Annotated in this window: 20 protein-coding genes; 11 read left to right on the forward strand and 9 right to left on the reverse strand. The window is 60.8% G+C overall.

Features of this window, described 5'->3' with window-relative positions; translation table 11 throughout:
- Positions 1-5 precede the first annotated feature (5 nt).
- Positions 6-503 (reverse strand): type VI secretion system contractile sheath small subunit, encoded by a 498-nt coding sequence (tssB, locus tag CNQ84_RS10215; RefSeq protein WP_096004764.1) that lies wholly within the window; start codon positions 501-503, stop codon positions 6-8.
- Positions 503-1,981: a type VI secretion system protein TssA gene (gene tssA / locus CNQ84_RS10220; RefSeq protein WP_096004765.1), complete on the reverse strand. Its 1,479-nt coding sequence runs from the start codon at positions 1,979-1,981 to the stop codon at positions 503-505. Before tssA ends, tssB begins: the two co-directional genes overlap by 1 nt.
- A 363-nt stretch (positions 1,982-2,344) precedes the next feature.
- Between tssA and CNQ84_RS10225 the strand changes: the two genes are divergently transcribed.
- From CNQ84_RS10225 to CNQ84_RS10235, 3 genes are all read left to right on the forward strand, one after another.
- The gene (locus tag CNQ84_RS10225) at positions 2,345-2,926 is read left to right on the forward strand and encodes a DJ-1/PfpI family protein (protein WP_096004766.1); all 582 of its coding nucleotides are present in this window, start codon (positions 2,345-2,347) and stop codon (positions 2,924-2,926) included.
- Positions 2,927-2,979: 53 nt separating this feature from the next.
- On the forward strand, positions 2,980-3,291 hold the full coding sequence (locus CNQ84_RS10230; RefSeq protein ID WP_096004767.1) for a ribbon-helix-helix domain-containing protein: 312 nt from the start codon (positions 2,980-2,982) through the stop codon (positions 3,289-3,291).
- Between the two features lie 76 nt (positions 3,292-3,367).
- Positions 3,368-4,003 (forward strand): LysE family transporter, encoded by a 636-nt coding sequence (locus tag CNQ84_RS10235; RefSeq protein WP_096004768.1) that lies wholly within the window; start codon positions 3,368-3,370, stop codon positions 4,001-4,003.
- On the opposite strand, the gene CNQ84_RS10240 is transcribed toward CNQ84_RS10235, so the two are convergent.
- Positions 3,996-4,874, reverse strand: a complete 879-nt coding sequence (locus CNQ84_RS10240; protein ID WP_096004819.1) for an AraC family transcriptional regulator — start codon at positions 4,872-4,874, stop codon at positions 3,996-3,998. The two genes, CNQ84_RS10235 and CNQ84_RS10240, sit on opposite strands and share 8 nt — an antisense overlap.
- Positions 4,875-5,062: 188 nt before the next feature.
- Between CNQ84_RS10240 and CNQ84_RS10245 the strand changes: the two genes are divergently transcribed.
- The 5 genes from CNQ84_RS10245 to CNQ84_RS10265 all read left to right on the forward strand — a co-directional run bounded on the left by CNQ84_RS10245 (position 5,063) and on the right by CNQ84_RS10265 (position 8,230).
- Positions 5,063-5,968 (forward strand): DMT family transporter, encoded by a 906-nt coding sequence (locus CNQ84_RS10245; protein WP_096004769.1) that lies wholly within the window; start codon positions 5,063-5,065, stop codon positions 5,966-5,968.
- A gap of 22 nt (positions 5,969-5,990) precedes the next feature.
- Complete coding sequence (locus CNQ84_RS10250; protein ID WP_096004770.1) at positions 5,991-6,233, forward strand: hypothetical protein; 243 nt, start codon at positions 5,991-5,993, stop codon at positions 6,231-6,233.
- Positions 6,234-6,314: 81 nt separating this feature from the next.
- A complete protein-coding gene (locus tag CNQ84_RS10255; protein WP_096004771.1) occupies positions 6,315-6,548 on the forward strand; it encodes a DUF2789 domain-containing protein in 234 nt (77 codons plus the stop codon).
- A 54-nt stretch (positions 6,549-6,602) separates the two neighbouring features.
- Positions 6,603-6,794: a CsbD family protein gene (locus CNQ84_RS10260; protein ID WP_096004772.1), complete on the forward strand. Its 192-nt coding sequence runs from the start codon at positions 6,603-6,605 to the stop codon at positions 6,792-6,794.
- Positions 6,795-7,048: 254 nt separating this feature from the next.
- Positions 7,049-8,230, forward strand: a complete 1,182-nt coding sequence (locus CNQ84_RS10265; RefSeq protein WP_096004773.1) for a multidrug effflux MFS transporter — start codon at positions 7,049-7,051, stop codon at positions 8,228-8,230.
- Positions 8,231-8,327: 97 nt separating this feature from the next.
- Here the strand turns inward: CNQ84_RS10265 and fabB are convergent, their stop codons facing one another.
- The 6 genes from fabB to CNQ84_RS10295 all read right to left on the reverse strand — a co-directional run bounded on the left by fabB (position 8,328) and on the right by CNQ84_RS10295 (position 17,427).
- Positions 8,328-9,542 carry a beta-ketoacyl-ACP synthase I gene (fabB, locus tag CNQ84_RS10270; protein WP_096004774.1) on the reverse strand — a complete coding sequence of 405 codons (1,215 nt, stop codon included), beginning with the start codon at positions 9,540-9,542 and terminating at the stop codon, positions 8,328-8,330.
- Between the two features lie 11 nt (positions 9,543-9,553).
- Entirely contained in the window at positions 9,554-10,069 is a 516-nt protein-coding gene (gene fabA / locus CNQ84_RS10275; protein ID WP_096004775.1) for a 3-hydroxyacyl-[acyl-carrier-protein] dehydratase FabA, read from the reverse strand.
- A gap of 366 nt (positions 10,070-10,435) precedes the next feature.
- The gene (locus CNQ84_RS10280; protein WP_096004776.1) at positions 10,436-11,995 is read right to left on the reverse strand and encodes a class I adenylate-forming enzyme family protein; all 1,560 of its coding nucleotides are present in this window, start codon (positions 11,993-11,995) and stop codon (positions 10,436-10,438) included.
- A 316-nt stretch (positions 11,996-12,311) separates the two neighbouring features.
- On the reverse strand, positions 12,312-14,228 hold the full coding sequence (locus CNQ84_RS10285) for an ATP-binding protein (protein ID WP_096004777.1): 1,917 nt from the start codon (positions 14,226-14,228) through the stop codon (positions 12,312-12,314).
- Positions 14,225-15,112 (reverse strand): ABC transporter substrate-binding protein, encoded by an 888-nt coding sequence (locus CNQ84_RS10290; protein WP_096004778.1) that lies wholly within the window; start codon positions 15,110-15,112, stop codon positions 14,225-14,227. Before CNQ84_RS10290 ends, CNQ84_RS10285 begins: the two co-directional genes overlap by 4 nt.
- Before the next feature lie 80 nt (positions 15,113-15,192).
- Positions 15,193-17,427 (reverse strand): TonB-dependent receptor plug domain-containing protein, encoded by a 2,235-nt coding sequence (locus tag CNQ84_RS10295; RefSeq protein ID WP_245841312.1) that lies wholly within the window; start codon positions 17,425-17,427, stop codon positions 15,193-15,195.
- Between the two features lie 93 nt (positions 17,428-17,520).
- Here CNQ84_RS10295 and CNQ84_RS10300 point away from each other — a divergent pair, with 93 nt between their 5' ends.
- From CNQ84_RS10300 to sixA, 3 genes are read left to right on the forward strand one after another with little or no spacing between them, the layout of a single operon-like run.
- Positions 17,521-18,561: an NAD(P)H-dependent glycerol-3-phosphate dehydrogenase gene (locus CNQ84_RS10300; protein ID WP_096004780.1), complete on the forward strand. Its 1,041-nt coding sequence runs from the start codon at positions 17,521-17,523 to the stop codon at positions 18,559-18,561.
- 9 nt (positions 18,562-18,570) lie between these two features.
- Positions 18,571-18,885 (forward strand): DUF4389 domain-containing protein, encoded by a 315-nt coding sequence (locus CNQ84_RS10305; RefSeq protein WP_096004781.1) that lies wholly within the window; start codon positions 18,571-18,573, stop codon positions 18,883-18,885.
- Positions 18,882-19,352, forward strand: coding sequence for a phosphohistidine phosphatase SixA (gene sixA, locus CNQ84_RS10310; protein ID WP_096004782.1), 471 nt, complete (start codon positions 18,882-18,884; stop codon positions 19,350-19,352). The genes CNQ84_RS10305 and sixA overlap by 4 nt, the downstream gene beginning before the upstream one ends.
- The last annotated feature ends 77 nt before the right edge of the window (positions 19,353-19,429 follow it).

The following is a 19,429-nucleotide window of genomic DNA, read 5'->3' on the forward strand; positions in this document are numbered from 1 at the left end:
TCCGGTCAGGCGTTGTCGGCCAGCCCCAGCTCAGCCAACACCTGGCTGCGGGCTTGTTCATCGTTGAGCAGGGCTTCGATGGCGCGGCGAAAGGCGGGGGTGTTGCCCAGCGGCCCCTTGAGGGCGACCAGGGCTTCGCGCAACTCCATCAGTTGCCGCAGCTCGGGAACCTGCTGCACGAGACTGGCGGGGTTGAAGTCACGCAGGGAGCGAATGTCCAGCTGCACCGGCAAATCGTTTTCGCTGTCGGCCTCCTCCTGCAGGCGATTGGGGACGGTGAATGCCAGCGACAATTCCTGCTTGGCCAGCACGTCGTCAAAGTTGCTGGCGTCTACCGTGATCGGTTTGCGCTGCTCGATGCTGCGCTCGTCCTGGCGTTGGGTGAAGTCGCCGAGTACCACCAGCTTGAGCGGCAGCTCGACATCCTGCTGCACGTCGCCGGTATTGGGCGTGAAGGTGACGTTGACCCGTTCACGCGGGGCGACACTGTTGTCTTTGGCCATCAGGGCTCTCCTTGCAGGGCAGGCCGGGCGGCCTGATCGAGGGTGTGTTCGATATCCAGCCAGGCCAACTGCTGTTGCAGCGCCTGCTGGCTGGTTTTGTCACGGGGCTGGCTGGCACTGCTTTGCTGCAACAGGCGCAGGGTGTCGATCAGCAGCGTGGGCTCCCACAGCGTCAGAGCCTGGTTGGCTTGCAGCTGCTGGCGGAGGCATTCGAGCAGAGCGCGCGCCTGATCGGCCTGGCCGCTGTGCAGTTGCAGGCGCGCCAACTCAAGCCGAGCAATCACCCGTGAACGCTCGCCCGGTTGGCTTTTTATCTGGCGTTGCAGCTCGGCTGCGGCCGCCGCAAAGCCATCACGTTGCAGCACTTCAAGCGGGCCGGCACTGACGCTTGGTGCAGTGGCCTCGGGTACAGCTGAGGGCGTGTTGGCGATCCATTGGCGTGTGCTCTGACTAGCGAAGGGAGTGCCGTCGCTGAACCGCAGGTGCTCCAGCCCGGGCAGATCGCACAGCAGTTGCTGCAGGTGCAGTCGTATCTGCTCGGCGGCGACGCTGGCGCCGATGGCCTGGCAGCACTGCCAGGCCAGATGGTGTCCGTCCAGCCAGAAGGGCGCGCGGCGCAGGCTGTTTTCGATGTCCTGCAAGAGCTGGCGCGAGTCGCCGCTGTGCAGCGCCTCGGTATAGCGCTTTACTCGCTCCAACGGCGGGGGGCGCAGTTGGGTGATGAGCTCCGCATCATGGTTGGGCAGCGCGGACAGGCTGGCGCGTATCAAGGTGTGGGCCAGATTGATGGCGTGGTGCTCGCGGGCCCCGTCGCCCAGCCACCATTGTACTAGCGGTGCGGCGCTATCCTGCAGCTGCTTCAGGTGCTGTAGCGCCTCGCGCTCGCTGGTGACGGCGCTGCGGTCGACGGCTGATGCCGATTTAGCGGTCGGCGCTGTTTCACTGGTCGGCGCTGGCGCTGGCGCAGGCTCTTGCTGCGCTGTTGCGGCGCTTTCCAGCTGTTGGGCCAATTGCTGCCAGCCCGCATGCTGCTCGCTGTCGATTGCCTGCAGGGCGTTGGCCAATTGCTCAAAACTGCTGCGCAGCTGACTGCGACTGGGCTCTTCGCTGGATGCGAGCAGGGGGTGGCCGACAAGCCGGCCGTGCAGCCAGCTGAGGGCGGCCAGTCGCCCGCGCAGACGCGGTGGTTGGCTGGTTGCCCAGTGATGGGTGACTAGCCTCACAAGCGATTGCAGTGCCGCCGCCAACCCGGCGCAACCCTGCAGGTGCAGGCAGCTGAGGCTATGCCAGCAACTGACGTGCAGGTCGTGACCCAAGAGCAGCAACTGCTCAGTGAGCTGCTGCACCTGCTGCCAGTCGGGCGTCTGGTCAGCATGAACGGATGCCAGTTTGCCGATCTCGCTTTCCAGCAGCAGAAACTCCTCGCTGGCGCGCAGATCGCTGTTGGCTGGTTGCTCGAGGCTGGGTGATGGCAGCATGTTGACGTTCCTGTCTCCTGGTTGGCGATACGTCCTGTTCGCCCTTCATGCATGACGTTGTCTGTCGAGCGGCGCATGCTAGGTAGCCCGGCATGCCGCTGGCAAACGTCGGGCATGTGAGCTGGTTAGCGCTCTGGGAGTAAATTAATCGAGTCCTGCTGGTTGTTTTTCTGCTTTTTATTTATTTAAAACAAAGTGTTATGTTGGTTTTATGAAGCGCTTGATCGCGTTTGTAGCTGTCTGTAGAGGGCTGCGGATTCTGTGCACCAGTCATCATTTATTGGGTGTAGTACTCCGCTGTTACCCCTTTGGGAGGGTGCGGGCGCATGATTGGGTTCTATCCAAACGCATGGAGGATGCGACGTGTCGACCAAGAAAATTCTGCTGCTCGCTGGTGACTTTGCTGAAGACTACGAGACGATGGTGCCGTTTCAGGCGCTGACCATGCTCGGTTATCAGGTTGATGCGGTGTGCCCGGACAAGGCGGCGGGGGATACCGTGAAAACCGCCATTCACGATTTTGAGGGTGATCAGACCTACACTGAAAAGCCTGGCCACCTGTTCGCCCTGACCGCTGATTTCGCCAGCGTGAAGGTGGAGGACTATGTGGGGCTGGTGGTACCGGGTGGCCGCGCTCCGGAGTATCTGCGCCTCAATGAGCGCGTGCTTGAGATCGTGCAGGGCTTTGCCGCTGCGGACAAACCTATCGCCGCGGTGTGCCATGGTGCTCAACTGCTCGCTGCTGCTGGTATCCTGAAAGGCCGGGAATGCAGCGCTTATCCGGCATGTGGCCCGGATGTCCGTATGGCGGGCGGTACCTATATCGATATTCCCGCCGATCAGGTTCATGTACAGGGCAACCTGGTGACAGCGCCTGCCTGGCCGTCGCATCCGCGCTGGCTGGCGGCGTTCGTCAACGTGCTGGGCGCGCGCATCGAGCTGTAGGTGCACTGAGCCAACCGAATTTGCCGGGCTGTTAACCCCTGCAGGAGAGCAGTATGTGTGAACTCTACGTCAAGGCCGATCCGATTCTCTACGAGTCGCGCTCACGCTCGTTGCGTATCCGCGGTGTGGTCACAACGCTGCGCCTGGAGAATCAGTTCTGGGACATCCTGCAGGAGATCGCCGAGGTCGATGGCATGACTACCAATCAGCTGATCACCAAGTTGTACGATGAGGTGATGGAGCTGCGCGGGGAGGTGGTCAACTTTGCTTCGTTTCTGCGCGTCAGCTGTACCCGATACCTGGCCCAGCGTGAAGCGCGTGTGGTGCCCCTGGCACTGGTCGGGCGCAGTACAGCGCAAGGCTGAATTGCTGCCCAGCTGTACGGTTGGCCCAAGACGGCATCCTGTTAGGATGCCGTTTTCATTTCTGGCAGAACCTGTCATGTCACTTGATACTTGGCTGGCTTTTTTCGTCGCGTGCTGGATCATCAGCCTGTCTCCGGGCGCTGGCGCCATCGCCTCCATGTCCAGTGGGCTTAATTACGGTTTCGCCCGAGGCTACTGGACTGCGCTGGGCCTGCAGCTGGGGTTGGTATTGCAGGTGACGGTGGTGGCAGCAGGTGTTGGTGCACTGCTGGCTGCCTCGGCGCTGGCATTCACCCTGATCAAATGGTTTGGCGTGCTCTATCTGCTTTATCTTGCACTGCGCCAGTGGCGGGCGCCGGTGCAGGCGCCTGACAGCGCGGCGCTGAGCGGTGCAGCTGGCGTCAGCCCTTGGAGCCTGCTGCTGCGCGGCCTGCTGGTCAATGCCGGCAACCCCAAGGCAGTGGTATTCATGCTGGCAGTACTGCCGCAGTTTCTCGCTGTACAGCAGCCATTGCTGCCGCAGTACTTGGTGATGGGGGCGACCATGATCGCGGTAGATCTGATTGTCATGGCAGGTTACACCGGCCTGGCGGCGAAGCTGCTGCGACTATTGCGCTCACCGCGTCAGCAGCGGGTACTGAATCGCACCTTTGCCAGTCTGTTTGCCGGCGCCGCTGGCGCTCTGACGCTGGTACGTCGCGGCGTCAGCTGATGCTGCGGCGGTAGTCTGAAGGGCTGATGCCCATGGCCTGGCGGAAGCGGTTACTGAAGTGGCTGGCTGAACTGAAGCCACAGCGCAAGGCGACTTCCTGCAGACTGATGTGGCGGTTGCCGAGTAACTGCCGGGCCAGTGCCAGGCGGCGCTGGCTCACGTACTGGTGAGGCGCGAGGCCGATGCTGCGTTTGAACATGCGAGCAAAGTGGTAGTCGCTGAGCTGGCACTGGGTGGCCAGTTCACTCAGCGGCAGGGGCTGGTCCAGGTGCGCCTCGATGTAGTCACAAATGTGCTGGCGCTGTCGCGGCGCAAGGCCTCCGGTGATGCCGGGCAGTTGCCAGCTGACCTGGGTGTAGTGACGCAGCACGTGGCTGAGGAGCAGGGTGCTGGCGCTGCTGAGGGTGAGTTGGTCGCTGGTGTCGTGCCAGTTGGCCCGCAGCAGAAAGTGGCGGTAAAGCAGGGCGATCTGCGGGTCATCGGCGAACAGTCGCTCATCGACGCTGAGGTCGAAGGGGCTGCGATCCCAGGTTTGCTCGGCCAGTTGGCGCAGATGTTGATCGGTGAAGTACAGATGGACAAACGACAGTGGCCCGCGAATGTTCCAGGTGGAGGTGTACTGTCGAGGTAGCAGACACAGGCGATCTGGCCCGCCGCCGTTGTGCCAGCCATCGGCTGCCTTGAAGTAGGACTGGTAACCGTCAGCGGTGTACAGGCTGAGGGTGTGGTGGTCAGCATTCTCCAGGGCAATCAGGTCCCGCTCGTTATACCAGGCTGCCAGGCCGGTGCCGTTCGCCAGGTACGCGTTGTCGAGCAAGCGGGTGTTGTGTTGGCGCAGGCTATCGAAAACCGCAAACCTGTCGTCTGTCATTGCCTCACCCGCCATGCTGTTGCCCAGCATGCATGGTATGCCTGTCAGCCTCAGGCGCCAAGAGATCGCCCGTACGTCGAGCAAAAAAACGCAGCAATCTGCAAGTCGGCGCAAGCCCGTGCAAGCGTCCGCGATCAGCTCGGGGAATACTGCATCTTTGCATGTGCTGATCTGTTTGAGGATGGGAAATGAACGCTACGCTGTATGCGGCCACTGTACTGATTTGGGGGACTACCTGGATTGCCATCGCGATGCAGTCCGGTCCTGTGCCCTCGGCGGTGTCGGTCTTTTATCGATTTGCCCTGGCGAGCCTGCTATTGCTGGCGGTCCTGTTGCTCAGCCGCCGCCTGCGTCGCATCGGGCCGCGTGATCATCTGTTTTGCCTGCTGCAGGGCCTGTGCGTCTTCAGCTTCAATTTCTACTGCTTTTACAGTGCCAACGCCTATATCAACAGCGGTCTGGAGGCGGTGTTGTTTTCGATGGCAACGCTGTTCAATGCCATCAACGGGGTGATCTTCTTTGGCCAGCGTCTGGAGAGCCGGCTGATACGTGCCAACGTGCTCGGGCTGATCGGAATAGTCTGCCTGTTCTGGCATGACCTGAGCGCTGCCGACCTGAGCCGCGAAACGCTGATGGGGATCGGTTTGAGTCTGCTGGGGACCTATGGCTTCTCCCTTGGCAACATGATCACTGTCCGGCACCAGGCTCGGCAGCTGGATTTGCTGTCGACCAACGCTTACGCGATGGGCTACGGCGCCTTGGCCATGCTGCTGCTGGCAGGGTTGCGCGGCGATGCCTTCGCACTGCTGTGGACTCCCGCCTACCTGGGCTCGCTGGTGTATCTGGCGGTGGTCGGGTCGGTTGTCGGGTTTGCCGTTTACTTCGCCCTGGTAGGACGTATCGGCGCCGGGCCGGCGGCCTATGCGACGGTGCTGTTTCCGCTGATTGCGCTGGGCATGTCAACGCTGTTTGAGGGCTATCGCTGGAGCGGCATGGCCGTGGTCGGTCTGCTCTTGATCATCGGCGGCAACCTGCTGCTGTTCCATCGCCCGCGACCCTCTGCCACGCCGCCGGTGCAGGTTGAGCGGGTATAGTCTGCGGAGCAGAGGAGGGGCTATGGACTATTTCATCATCGCCGCGGTGAGCTTAAGCGGCTTGTATTTTCACTGGTGGTTGTATCGTCGCATTCGGCGCTGGACGGATCGCGACCTGGCATTGTCGATGGCCGGGGGAGACGCCGGCAAACGCGATTACATGCTCGCGTGCCTGCAACAGGCGCAGCAGCAAAAGGTGCCGCGCAAGGCACTGGAGGCGTGGCTGCAAGATGCCGCTGAGCGCTATGACCGCGAACCGCGATAAATAAATGTGGAACTCAGGCGGGGCGGTTGCACTCTGTTTTGATACGACACCTTTTTCAACTGTCGAGCAAGGAGAGTCACGATGGAGCTGCACAACAAAGACCTGAGCACCCTGTTTGAGCAACTGGGCCTGCCGGCAGACCAGGCCAGTATGGACGCCTTTTTCGCCAGCCATTCGCTGGCCCACGACACCAAATTGATCGATGCGCCGTTCTGGAATGAATCCCAGGCCGCCTTCTTGCGTGAAGAGATGCGCGAGGACGCTGAATGGGCCCCTCTGGTCGATGAGCTGAACGCGCGCCTGCACGAGCAGTAATAATGTCGAACCTGTGACAAGTAACCTCTTTTTTCAATAGAGCGAGGATCTGTCATGACCAGTACAACTGACAAGCTGAAAGGCAAGTACGACGAAACCGCCGGCAAGGCCAAGCGTGAAACCGGCCGTGCGCTTGATGACGAAGAGCTGCAGGGCGAAGGCGAGCTGCAGAACCTCAAGGGCAAGGCCGAATCGCTGAAAGGCAAGACCAAAGAAAAACTGAAGGATGTGATCGACCGCAGCTGATTTTTCTCCCTCGACCAGCGCCCGGGCTCGACCCGGGCGTTGTTGTTTGTGGCGGACCGGGACACAAGCGCCGGTTTCTGGCATCATGTTGGTATTTCGCCTGCTAAGCTTATTGTGCACCCGATCAGAACCCCTTTCTGTCGAGCGTGTATCGTCTTGCGTTGCGTCCGACTGGACCTTCGTGCAGCAACCGCGCCGCATGAGCCTCATACGCTCCGCTCGCCGCGGCTGCAGTTATTACGGAACTCTGCCTAATGCCCCTCTACATTCTGCTCATTCTGGGCGGTCTCAGCGCCTTTGGTCCTCTGTCCATCGACATGTATCTGCCTGCGTTTCCAGCCATCGGCTCGGCGCTGGGTGCCAGCAGCGAGCAGGTACAGCTCAGCCTGTCGGTTTACTTCATTGGCCTGGCCAGCGGGCAGCTGGTGTACGGCCCGCTGGCTGACCGGTTTGGCCGCCGCAAGCCGCTGTTGTTTGGCATCGGACTGTTTTGTCTGGCCTCGGTTGCCTGTGCCTTGGCGCCGTCGCTGGAGTGGCTGCTGGTCGCGCGTTTTGCTCAGGCGCTGGGCGGTTGCGCGGGCATGGTGGTCAACCGCGCGGTGGTGCGGGATCTGTGTGAGCCGATTGATGCGGCCAAGGCGTTTTCCCAGTTGATGCTGGTCATGGGCGTGGCCCCGATACTGGCGCCGCTGGCCGGTACGGCCTTGTTGGGCCTGGCTGGCTGGGCGAGCATCTTCTGGTTTCTGGCGGTATTTGCTGCCCTGTTTGCACTGGCGGTCTACTTCTTCCTGCCTGAGACGCTGCCGGTACACATGGCAGTGCCGCCTCTGCGCAGTGCCTTTGGCCGGTACACGCAGTTGCTGCGCGAGCCGCTGTTTATGTTTCATGCGCTGACGGGCGGGGTGGCGATGGCGGGCATGTTTGCCTATATCTCAGGCTCCCCCTACGTTTTCCTGGAGCTGTATCAGGTACCGGTAGAGCGTTATGCCTGGCTGTTCGGCGGTATTGCCGCCTGCTTTATCCTGTCCGCCCAGCTCAACTCCCGCCTGCTGCGGCGCTGGAGTCAGCTGGCACTGATTCGAGGGGCCACGCTGGTCTACATGCTCTCGACGGGCTCGTTGCTGCTGGTTGCCTGGCTGCAGGTGGAGAGTCTGTGGCTGTTCCTTCCTCCGCTCGTACTGAGCGTAGCGATCATTTCGCAGGTGTTGCCTAACGCCTCTGCCTGCGCGTTGGCTGGCCACGGTCACCAGGCGGGGATTGCATCTGCGCTGATGGGCACGATGCAGTTTGCCATTGCGGGGGTCACCTCAGCGGCGGTCGGCGTGTTACACGACGATACCGCAGTGCCTATGGCAGGGGTGATGGCCAGCTGTGGCCTGTTGACTGTCCTCATGGCGGCACTGGCTCGGCGAGCGGATGTCCGGCTAGCGGGGTAGGTGTTAGATAGGTGTTAGACAAGTCGGTTATCGACGCCACGAACGACAAGGCCGCAGCATATGCTGCGGCCTTGTCGGTATTGCGGGTTAGCTCAGATCAGGCTGCCCAGCGCTTGAGGATCAGGGTGGCGTTGGTACCACCGAAACCGAAGCTGTTGGACATGATCAGATCAACCGCCTGGTCGAGACGTTCACGCAGAATCGGCAGATCACCGGCGTTTTCGTCCAGCTCGTCGATATTGGCCGAGGCGGTCAGGAAGTTGTCACGCAGCATCAGCATGCAGTAGATGGCTTCCTGTACACCGGCCGCGCCCAGCGAGTGACCAGAGAGGCTCTTGGTGGAGCTGATCTTCGGTGCCTTGTCGCCAAATACCTCGCGGATCGCCTTCAGCTCGGCAACGTCGCCAACCGGCGTCGAGGTGCCATGGGTGTTCAGGTACTCGATGGTGCCCTCAACGGTCGCCAGCGCCTGCTGCATGCAGCGTACCGCGCCTTCACCGCTCGGCGCGACCATGTCGTAGCCGTCCGAGGTGGCACCGTAGCCAACTACTTCAGCGTAGATCTTGGCGCCGCGAGCCAACGCGTGTTCCAGCTCTTCGACAACGACCATGCCGCCACCACCCGCGATGACGAAACCGTCACGGTTCGCATCGTAGGCGCGGGAGGCTTTGGTCGGGTTCTCGTTGTTCTGAGTCGACAAGGCGCCCATCGCATCGAACAGCATGGTCTGGGACCAGTGCTCTTCCTCGCCACCGCCAGCAAAGACGATGTCCTGCTTGCCCAGCTGGATCAGTTCGGCAGCGTGGCCGATGCAGTGTGCGCTGGTGGCACAGGCAGAGGAGATGGAATAGTTGACGCCCTTGATCTTGAACGGCGTTGCCAGGCAGGCAGATACGGTGCTGCCCATGGTGCGCGGTACGCGGTACGGCCCGATCTTCTTGACGCCTTTCTCGCGCAGAATATCGATGGCTTCCATCTGGTTCAGCGTGGAAGCGCCACCGCTGCCAGCGACCAGACCGGTGCGCACGTTGCTGACCTGGTCTTCGCCCAGGCCTGCATCGGCGATGGCCTGCTGCATGGACAGATAGGCATAGGCCGCCGCATCACCCATGAAGCGCTTGACCTTGCGATCAATGGCGGCTTCGAGGTCGATGTCTACGGAGCCGGAAACGTGGCTACGCAGACCCATTTCGGCGTACGAGGGATTGAAACGGATGCCGGATTTGCCTTCTTTCAGGCTGGCAGAAACGGAGTCCAGGTCCTGGCCCAGGCAGGAAACAATGCCCATGCCGGTAATCACGACGCGACGCATAGTGAAGATCCTCAGAAGCTATCGGTAGAAGTGAACAGACCTACGCGCAGGCCTTCGGCGCTGTAGATCTCGCGACCATCGACGGCCACGCTGCCGTCGGCAATACCGAGGGTCAGTGCGCGATTCATGGTGCGTTTGATGTGGATGGTGTAGGTGACTTTCTTGGCGGTCGGCAGGACCTGGCCGAAGAACTTGACCTCACCGGAACCCAGCGCGCGGCCACGGCCTTGATAGCCGAGCCAGCCGAGGTGGAAACCAACCAGCTGCCACATGGCATCCAGACCCAGGCAGCCGGGCATGACCGGATCGCCTTCAAAGTGGCAGGCGAAGAACCAGAGGTCTGGATTGATGTCCAGCTCGGCGACGATTTCGCCCTTGCCGTACTTGCCACCGGTGTCGCTGATGTGGGTGATGCGGTCGATCATCAGCATGTTGGGGGCTGGAAGTTGTGCGTTTCCGGGGCCAAACATCTCGCCACGGCTGCATTTGAGCAGCTCTTCCCGGGTGTACGCATTCTGTTGTGTCATTAGTGGCTCCTGCTCATCCCCGTTTAGGGGGCTGTTGATTCGGCTTGTTCTGTGTCAGCAAGTATCCGAAAGGGCGCATGGCTGTCCATGATAGTCGAGCCTGCCCTGATTGACTGCTGCACCGGGCTGACCTGGGTCAAGTCAGATGCATGCGCCTCAGGTTGTACCGCACTTTCGGTTACCAACTGACGGTAACCAAATGGTCTGGCAACGTGGACCTATGCTCTGACTTCGCGTTTTTCGAGAAAGTCACAACATCGGATCCGAGGCGTTGAGGATACGCGCGAAGGCCGCCGAGGACAAAGGTTCTTCGCCTCGGCGCCGCGCGTGGGAGAGAAGGGGGGAGGCTGGTTATCAAGCCTGGTTTCAGGCGAGTACGCCGAACTCGGTCTGGAACTGATCACGCAGCTCGCGCTTGAGGACCTTGCCGATGGCGCTGCGTGGCAGCTCATCGGTAATGATCACGCGGTTCAGGCGCTGGATCTTGCCGACGCGCTCATTGAACCAGACCAGCACTTGCTCGGCATCCACACCGCGGCCTGCAAAGGGCACAACATAGGCCACCGGGGTTTCTCCCCAGCTGGTAGAGGCGACACCGACCACGGTGACGTCCTGCAAGTCCGGATGCTTGCGCAGTTCCGCTTCCAGGTCGCTTGGGTAGACGTTGAAGCCGCCGCTGATGATCATATCCTTGCGGCGATCCATCAGGGTCAGAAAGCCCTCTTCGTCGAAGCGGCCGACGTCGCCGGTGCGGATGAAACGCTTGCCTGTGCTGTCAAACCACTCGGCTTCAGCTGTTTTCTCCGGTTTGTTCAGATAGCCGGCCATCATCGCCGGTGAATGACCGACGACTTCGCCGATCTCGCCACGCGGCAGCTCCACGCCATTTTCATCGATCACCCGCATGTCATGGTTTTCCATCGGCAGACCAACGGTGTGCAGCTTGTCCGGGTAGGTGTGTGCTGCCAGCGCGCAGGAGCCGCCGCCCTCGGTCATGCCGTAGAACTCGACCAGCCCGCCCGGCCAGCGCTTGATGACGTCGGCTTTAAGCTCGGCGTGGAAGGGTGCGCTGGTGCTGAACTTCATCATGTAGCTACTCAGATCGTAGCTGTCGAAGTCAGGGCGAGCCATGATGCGCTGGTACTGCACGGGCACCAGCATGGTGTGGGTAATGCGGTGCTCTTCCGCCAGCTTCAGGTAACGCTCGGCGTCAAACTTGGCCATGATCACTACGGTTCCGCCCAGCCCGATGGTGGGCAGAAAGGACACCAGCGTGGTGTTGGAATAAAGCGGCGTCGACATGAGGGTGCGGCAGTCCGGACCATAACCCATGGTCAGGCCGCGCTGGATGTGCGACCAGCGCATGCCGTGGGACTGCACGATGCCCTTGGGCTCGCCAGTGGTGCCGGATGAGTAGATGACGTTGAACGTCATCTCCGGAGTGATCTCTACCGCAACAGGCTGCGCACCCTCTTCCGCCAGCCAGTCATTGAAGTGACGCTCGCTGCCGCTGTTGTCCAGTGTCAGCAGCGGCATGCTCAGGCGGTCACGGACACCGGCGATGGCCTTGTTGACGCTGGCGTCGACGAAGAACAGTTTGGAGGCGGAGTCGGCGAGCATGCCGAGCAGACTTTCCGGGCTGGAAGAGGGGGCCAGCGGAGCGACGGTCAGGCCGGCGCGCAGTGCACCGACGAAGAGCACGGCATAGTTGATCGAGTTGCTGCCACAGATGGCGATGGCGTCGCCGGCTTTCAGGCCGTCACGCTGCAGGGCGGCGGCAACACGGTTTGCTTCGGCATCCAGCTGTCGGTAGGTCATACGCTGATCGCCCTCGATCAGAGCCGGGTGCTCTGCGCGGTCAATCGCGTGCTGGGCGATCAGTACAGGAAGAGTAGAAAAGGGCGATTCTAGCGTGATGGTCGACATGGTCTGGATGCTCAAAATTATTGGGGTTGTGGGAGCAGGCTGTCTGCGCCGAGCTGATACAGCCTTTTTTAAGCGACCTAGTGTCTCGGTTTGAGGACACTGAATCCAGCGTCGCAGGGCCTTAATTTGTTGGGGAAATGTTAAGGAATTACTGATCGACTCCGCATGAGGTCTGCGAGCGCTCAAGTGTGCAGATGCTTTCTGCCATGACTCATGGTTTTGTTGGCGGGCAGCGCGACACAGCCAGCTGTCCGCCTGATCTGTACGGACGTTAGGCTGTGACGCCGGCGTGCTCTGACCGGTCAGCTGGGCTGTGCTACTGCGCGGCCGTCCAGGGGGTGAGCGCCTGCAGCAGCGCCTGGCGGTTGACCGGCTTGCTGAGAAAGTCCTGCATGCCTGCTGCTTCGCAATCGCGCCGATCGACGTCAAAGGCGCTGGCCGTCAGGGCGATGCAGGGGAGCGGTTTGAGCTGGTTCTCGGTGCAGTGCTCGTTGTAGCGGCGCCAGACCTCGAGGCCGTCAATGTCGGGCAGCTGGATGTCCATCAGCACGGCGGCATAGGCCGCCGACCGGTCGGCAAGATGGCGTAGCGCATCCTCGCCGCTGGCAACCGCGACCACGCGAATGTCCGCCGTATTGAGCATGCCTTCAATCACCATCTGATTGACCGGGTTATCCTCGACCAGCAGCACCGGGCGGTCACTGCCCTGATGCGCGTGAGCCGGTGTTTCGCTGGGCTTGCCCAACGGCTTCTCGCGCAACGCCAGCGGTATCTCGAAGGTAAATACTGAGCCCCGGCTTTCGTGGCTTTCCGCGACCAGCTTGCCGCCCATCTTCTCGGCAAAGGTACGGGCGATGGACAGGCCCAGCCCGGTACCGCCAAAGCGCCTGGATGTGCTGCTGTCGGCTTGCTGGAAGGCATCGAACATGCGTTCAAGGCGCTCCGGTGCGATGCCGATACCGGTATCGGCTACTGCGCAGCGTAACCACAGGGCGTCGGTGCCAGTCAGCTGCCAGCTCGCGTGCACGGCGATGGACCCCTGTTCGGTGAACTTCATCGCGTTGCCGACCAGGTTCACCAGTATTTGCCGGATCCGGGTCGGGTCGCCCACCACCTCGGCGTGGCTGTCGTTGCCTTCCAGTTTGGTGATCAGTTGCAGTTTCTTTTGGCGCGCGGTGTGTTCGAACACATTGACCGACGATTGGATCAGCTGCGGCAGGTTGAAAGGGATGTGCTCTAGCTCCAGCGCGCCGCGCTCAATACGCGAGAAGTCGAGGATGTCGTTGATGACCTTCAGCAGGTGGTCGGTAGACTCGCCCGCGATGTGCACGTATTCGCTCTGCTCGCTGTTGAGATCGGTGGTTTCGAGCAGCTGCAGCATGCCGAGCACGCCGTTCATGGGCGTGCGCAGTTCGTGGCTCATCATGGCCAGGAACTCCGATTTTGCACGGTTGGCGGACTCGGCTTCTTCACGGGCGCTGATCAGCTCCTGCATAGCGCGTTGCTGCTGCGTTTCTGCGCGCTCCAGGGTCTCGGCCAGGCTGTTGATGTTGTGCATCAAATGGCCGATTTCATGCTCGTCGTTGACCTCCAGGCGGGTATCCAGCTCCCCTTGCTGCAGGCGCGCAACGGCGTGTCCCATGCGTTCCATCGGATCAGCCAGGGCCTTGGCCAGACGGATGGCAAGAAATAACGTTGCCACCAGCACCAGTGCTGCCAGCGCGAGCGTCTTCAGCAGGATGCTCTGCTGGCGCTCGATGAAGGCGGTGCTGCTCAAGCCCACATGCACCTGACCCAGATAGCGTTGCTGGTCGCTGTCTCCGGCGCTGGGTGCGTCCAGGAGGAACAGATCGTTCTGCAGCGGAATACGTTCGCGCAGGATGTCGGCAACGAACACCTGCATGCCCTGGCGCTCAACCTGATCCGCTTGTCCCAGGTGCAGCAGCGCTCGCCCAGTGCGGTCGTAGACCTCGACATAGCGGACGTGCGGCACGTTGAGGGCGCCCTTGACCAGGCTTTCCAGGGTGCGCAGGTTGCCGCTGATGACGCCGTACTCGGCGGCTGGCGCAAGCTGGTCGGCAATCAGTTGACCGGTGACCTGCAGCTCTCGATTCACATCGTCCAGACGGGCGGTGGTGAAAAAGGTGAAACCCACGACGCCCATCAACAGGGCCGGCAGTGTGGCAATTAGAATCAGGCGGCTGTAAATGGTGCCGCGTTGCAGAAAATTCATGGCTCTTGCTCCAGCTCGGCCAGGCGGCGGGCGAGGGTGGCGTCGTCTGGCAGCGGGATACCCAGGGAGCGGGCGACCTGGGCGTTGCTCAGCACGGAAAAATAGCGGGGGTAGGATGTGGTTTGGGGAGGCAGCCCCTGTTCAAGCAGGTAGGCGACGCTGCGCGCCATGTCCTGGGGACTGCTGTAGGTGGTACTTAGGCTGCCAGCGTCGATAAAGGGTGCACTGGGGCCGATCAGTACCTTGTTGCGCGAATAACTGGTCAGCAGGATGGTTTTCAGGTTGTCGGCGTTGTAGATGCTGCTGTCGTCGGTGCCGAGCAGGATGTCGCTTCGACCAAGCAGGCCCAACAGCTGTCGAGACAGGTCATCCGGGCCGTCCACTTCGGCGATGGTGAGCGTGATGCCTTGCTGGTCGGCCGCCGCTTGCCAGCGCGCTCGTTGCCAGCGACTGTCCCGGCTGAGCAGTATGCCTGCGCGGTCGAGACGAGGCGCCAATAGGCGGCTGAGCTGTAGCTGTCGTGCGGGTTCTGGGTCAGCGTAGAGCGCAGATAGCCAGGGAGGAGCCGTCTGACTGCGGGGATGCCAGTATTCCGATGTAATATAGGTCGCCAGGGTGCGGCTTTGCGCACGCTGGCGAAGGCGCCAGTCCAATGCGTCCTGACCCATGGTGATGATGTACTGGTAGCGCGCCTCGGGTGGCAGAGTTGCGGTGGCAGTGGTTATCACCTCCACGGGGGTGCCCAGCGCGGCCTGCAGCTCGCTGACAAAGGCGGTTGTGAGGCTGCTTTGTGTCGGTAGCACGACCAGTGCCTGGTCGGCCCGAGCTGGCTGGATGGTCAGCACCAGGATCAGGCAGGCAAACAATAGACGCAGGGCTTTCATTAAAGCCAATGCCTACTTTGGGTCATGGGTAGGTCAGACATTCCTTGTCCATTCGCTGCTAGGTGGTAAGCGCATCGGGCTCAGAACGAGAGTTCTGCGCTCAGATAGTATTGGCTCTGGCTGTCATAGAGGTTCTCATCCCAGGTTAGGGCTTCATCATCCAGCCTTTGTTGCCAGGTCAGGGCAAGACTCAATGCCGAGTTGGCCGACAACTCGAAGCGTTTTTCCAGCCGCAGGTCGGCACGCTCAAACCGGCGTTCGTTCAGCTCATCAGCTCCGTAGTAGAAAAGGCTGCTGGTAAAGCCTGCTGGCCACTCGTGAATCCAGCCGGCACTTCCGGAGTGCCTGGGTGTCAGGCGCTGGTCCAGATTGTTGCTGGCATCAAAGACAATATGAGCATAGGTCAGTCTCAGTCGGTCGGCGTAACCGAGCCGCCAGTCTATTTCCGCTTCTGCGCCGCGAAACTCTACCCGAGAGTCATTGTTGGGGTAAAAGTCGGTGATCTTAAGCGGCTCGCTATTCATGTTGTCGATGCGCTCGTGGAACAGACGCAAGTCTAGCGCCAGGCCCTGGCGATGAAAGTTTCCGTGGTAGCCCAACTCAACTGCACGCATGCGCTCTTGTTCAAGATCGCCTGGGCCGATGCCTGTTGCGTAATAGACCGGATTCGGGGGTACCGGGCCGCTGGCGTTTTTTATGGGATAGGTCCAGTGGGCGTTGTTCTCGTACATGTCAGGGGAGCGCACTGCTTCGGAGTAAACTGCGCGCACGCTGTGCAGAGGATTGATGAAGAAGTGCCCGGCAATACGCGGAGAAAACGACGTACCTATGAGTTGGTCGTCCTCGAGCATGCCCCCGAACTGAAATAGCCAGCGGTCATGAGGGCGGTACTCGATATTGGCAAAGCCCTGCAGGATGTAATTGTCGACCGTGCCGGCGAACAGTGTCTCTGAGGTGGCTCGGTCATAGCGATAGCTGAGGCCGCTCATCAGGCGCAACTGGTCGTTTAGCCGCAAGGTGTCCTGGACCTCCAGATGAATCCGGCTCTCCTCAAGGTTGTGATCTATATCCCAGCATACCGGTGCGCTGTTTCGGTAGGTGCTGCGCGCCTGTTTGATTGCCTCGCCAAGGTCGCCAAGCTGATGGGTGTACTCGTCTGCCAGGCTGATTTGCATGGCAGTGCGCATATCATAGGCAGCGTCTGCATATTCCAGAAAACGGCTCACTCGGCGCGCGGCGGTGGGGTTGAGGGCATAGAGTTGTTTCAACTCGTCGATGAATACAACAGGGCTGTCGCATGCTCGCCATGCTTGCTCGCGGTTCATCTGCTGAGCATAGGCCAACACCTGCAGACTGTGGTTTGGGTTGATGTCGTTTTTCCATAACCCCTGGATGGAGTAATCGCTGATTTCACTGTCTGAGTCAGGCTGGTGGGCTGCGACGGCGTAATCATAAGCACCCAAGGTGTCCCGGCTGGGGCGCAATGGCTTTAAAAAAGGCTCGTAATCGTAATAGTACTGCTGGCGAGCCTGGCTGGCGGCAAGCTGCAGCTCCAGCGTTTGTTGGCTGTTGATTGTGAAGGCACCGCTCAGGTTGATGCGTTCCAAACGGCGGCTGTCGCGGTAATCCACCCCCGGCTCCAGCAAGTCGAAGCCATCATCGGCTGCGCCCGACAGACTTAAGCGCCAGTCACTGTCGACGAGACTGAAATGCTGACTGCCATACCAGTCTCTCACGCCGCGCTTGCCCGCCGTGTACTTGAGCGTTGTACCCGAATAGTCGCGAGGGTGGCGCGAGACGATGTTGATCACCCCCATCAGCGCGTTTGCTCCGTACGCAGCGGTGTTTGGGCCGCGAAACACTTCAATGTGTTCTATGTCCTCAATGGCTAGCGGAATGGCTGACCACTCGACAGTGGCAAAGCCTGGTCTGTAGACGGAGCGGCCATCTACCAGCACCTGCATGCGTCTGGCTTCGCTGATGTTGGTGCCATGCAGGTTCACGTTCATCTGGTTGCCGGAGCGATAGCCCACCATCATGCCGGGCACCAGGCGCATCAATTCCGGGATATCCCGGGCCCCTGAAGCACGAATCAGCTGCCGGTCTATCACCGTCATGCTGCCAGGCACTTCTGCCGGGCTTTGCTTCAAGCGGGTTGCGCTGAGTACGGTGGGCAGCTGCAAGTCGTCGAGTAATGGGTCGTTCAGGGACTGGGCGCTGAGAGGGGCGCTGCAGCAGAACAGGACGGCGGTAGCGGCGAGGCGCGGCTTGAGCATAGTGATGGCACTTGGATTCTTTTTTACGAATGCGCCCATATTAACCAGCCGAGCAGGTTTTTCCAGCGGCAAATCGCGCCGTCGGCGTGCTCGGCTTATACTGGCGCCAGATTCACTGTCTAAGGATGTTGCATGACCGATCGCAAAGCATCTGTCTGTGTGTTGGGTGGGGGCAGTTTTGGCACCACCCTGGCCAACCTAATGGCCTCTGAGGCTGTGCCGGTAACCCTCTGGTTGCGTGATCCCGAGATGGCCCGGCATATCCGCGAGCAGCACGAAAACCCGCGTTACCTGCCCGGCATAGCGCTGGATGAGCGGCTGCAGGTAACCACCGACCTGAATGCGGCGCTGGCGACGGCAGAGATTGTCTTTCTGGCGATCCCGTCCAGCTCTTTCCGTACCGTACTCCAACAGATCGGCCCGCAGCTGGCCGGCAAGCAGGTTGTCAGCACCACCAAGGGTATCGAGCAGCCGGGCTTTCTGATGATGAGCCAGATTGTCGAACAGGAAGCACCTGAGGCCCATGTAGGCGTGCTGTCAGGGCCTAACCTGGCCAAGGAAATTGCCGCAGGAGAGCTGACTGCGACTGTGGTCGCCAGCGAGGATGAGCAGCTGTGCCGTGATGTGCAGGCCGTGCTTGGCTGCGCCAACCTGCGGGTCTATGCCAGTCAGGACCGCTACGGGGTAGAACTGGGGGGCGCGTTGAAGAATGTCTACGCCATTATTTCCGGTATGGCCTCGGCGCTGGGTATGGGCGAGAACACCAAGGCCATGCTGATTACTCGAGCGCTGGCGGAAATGACCCGCTTTGCCGTGCACATGGGGGCCAATCCGCTGACGTTTCTTGGACTGGCCGGTGTCGGCGACCTGATTGTTACCTGCGTCTCGCCTCAGTCGCGCAACTTCCAGGTGGGGCATGCCTTGGGTAAGGGGGAAACCCTGGAGCAAGGCGTAGCCCGGCTGGGACAAGTCGCCGAGGGCGTCAATACGCTCAGGGTACTCAAGCAGAAGGCGGCTGAAGAGGGCGTTTACATGCCGCTGGTCGATGGCCTGCATGCGATTGTCTTTGAGCACAAGCCGCTGCCGGCGGTGATTGCCCGACTGATGTCGGCTGAACAGAAAAATGATGTTGAATTTGCCGCCTTCATGTCTGCGGCACCGGTCAAGTCTTGAGGAGTTTCTGTGAACACGTTTTTGAATAACCTGTGCTCCGCCGACTTTTGGCTGCGGTTGCTGTATGTCGTTTTCTTTGCCCTGGCCTGGCAAGTAGCTGAGGTCGCTCTGGCTGTTCTGACCCTGATCCAGATTGCCTACCGTTTGTTCCGTGGTGAACCGGATGCCGATTGCGCCCGCTGGGGCAGCAGTCTGTCGCAGTATGTCTGGCAGAGTGGTCGCTACCTGACTGGCGGCAGTGAGCAAAAGCCCTGGCCCTTCAGCGAGTGGCCGAATGGTGACGCGCGCTGGGTGCGCCAGTCCCGCGACCAGGAGTCGCCATGAGACTCTGGATTCTGCGCCATGGTCAGGCTGCGGCTCAGGCCGCGACCGATCCCGAGCGGCCGTTGTCCGGCGCCGGTGAACAAGAGGTGCGCAGCATGTGCCAGATACTTGCCGGGCAGCCTCTTGATGCGATTCTCGCCAGCCCTTATCTGCGAGCGCAACAGACCGCGTCATTGGTAGCTGATCAGCTGAATTTTGCCCGGGGCGTTGCCACCGCGCCCTGGCTGACCCCCGATGATGCGCCGGCTGATGTGCTGCGGTATCTGAGCGAACGCAGCGAGCAGCAATTGCTGCTGGTGAGTCACCAGCCGCTGGTCAGCCAATTGCTGAGTCTTTTGTGTGAGGGGCACCGGGGAGGGCATTTTCCGATGCCTACTGCCGGGCTGGCCTGTGTAGATATGGACGTGGTTGCCGCCGGCCTTGGCCAATTGCAGCTGCTGCAAAGCCCGGCGCAGCTGGCTGACTGAGCGCCGACTGTGAGCTTGGCCGCGTTAGCTCTGCGCCGGCCTTGTAGGCGCCTCCCCGCTGGGATAGTGTGAAGGCA

This window comes from Pseudomonas abyssi (assembly GCF_002307495.1).
GTDB classification, from domain to species: Bacteria; Pseudomonadota; Gammaproteobacteria; order Pseudomonadales; family Pseudomonadaceae; genus Halopseudomonas; species Halopseudomonas abyssi.

Excerpts from the sequence above, each read along its gene's own strand:
- tssB (WP_096004764.1), bottom strand. The coding sequence starts at position 503 with ATGGCCAAAGACAACAGTGTCGCCCCGCGTGAACGGGTCAACGTCACC.
- tssA (WP_096004765.1), bottom strand. The coding sequence starts at position 1,981 with ATGCTGCCATCACCCAGCCTCGAGCAACCAGCCAACAGCGATCTGCGC.
- CNQ84_RS10230 (WP_096004767.1), top strand. The coding sequence starts at position 2,980 with ATGTGTGAACTCTACGTCAAGGCCGATCCGATTCTCTACGAGTCGCGC.
- CNQ84_RS10235 (WP_096004768.1), top strand. The coding sequence starts at position 3,368 with ATGTCACTTGATACTTGGCTGGCTTTTTTCGTCGCGTGCTGGATCATC.
- CNQ84_RS10240 (WP_096004819.1), bottom strand. The coding sequence starts at position 4,874 with ATGACAGACGACAGGTTTGCGGTTTTCGATAGCCTGCGCCAACACAAC.
- CNQ84_RS10245 (WP_096004769.1), top strand. The coding sequence starts at position 5,063 with ATGAACGCTACGCTGTATGCGGCCACTGTACTGATTTGGGGGACTACC.
- CNQ84_RS10250 (WP_096004770.1), top strand. The coding sequence starts at position 5,991 with ATGGACTATTTCATCATCGCCGCGGTGAGCTTAAGCGGCTTGTATTTT.
- CNQ84_RS10255 (WP_096004771.1), top strand. The coding sequence starts at position 6,315 with ATGGAGCTGCACAACAAAGACCTGAGCACCCTGTTTGAGCAACTGGGC.
- CNQ84_RS10260 (WP_096004772.1), top strand. The coding sequence starts at position 6,603 with ATGACCAGTACAACTGACAAGCTGAAAGGCAAGTACGACGAAACCGCC.
- CNQ84_RS10265 (WP_096004773.1), top strand. The coding sequence starts at position 7,049 with ATGCCCCTCTACATTCTGCTCATTCTGGGCGGTCTCAGCGCCTTTGGT.
- fabB (WP_096004774.1), bottom strand. The coding sequence starts at position 9,542 with ATGCGTCGCGTCGTGATTACCGGCATGGGCATTGTTTCCTGCCTGGGC.
- fabA (WP_096004775.1), bottom strand. The coding sequence starts at position 10,069 with ATGACACAACAGAATGCGTACACCCGGGAAGAGCTGCTCAAATGCAGC.
- CNQ84_RS10280 (WP_096004776.1), bottom strand. The coding sequence starts at position 11,995 with ATGTCGACCATCACGCTAGAATCGCCCTTTTCTACTCTTCCTGTACTG.
- CNQ84_RS10285 (WP_096004777.1), bottom strand. The coding sequence starts at position 14,228 with ATGAATTTTCTGCAACGCGGCACCATTTACAGCCGCCTGATTCTAATT.
- CNQ84_RS10290 (WP_096004778.1), bottom strand. The coding sequence starts at position 15,112 with ATGAAAGCCCTGCGTCTATTGTTTGCCTGCCTGATCCTGGTGCTGACC.
- CNQ84_RS10295 (WP_245841312.1), bottom strand. The coding sequence starts at position 17,427 with ATGGGCGCATTCGTAAAAAAGAATCCAAGTGCCATCACTATGCTCAAG.
- CNQ84_RS10300 (WP_096004780.1), top strand. The coding sequence starts at position 17,521 with ATGACCGATCGCAAAGCATCTGTCTGTGTGTTGGGTGGGGGCAGTTTT.
- sixA (WP_096004782.1), top strand. The coding sequence starts at position 18,882 with ATGAGACTCTGGATTCTGCGCCATGGTCAGGCTGCGGCTCAGGCCGCG.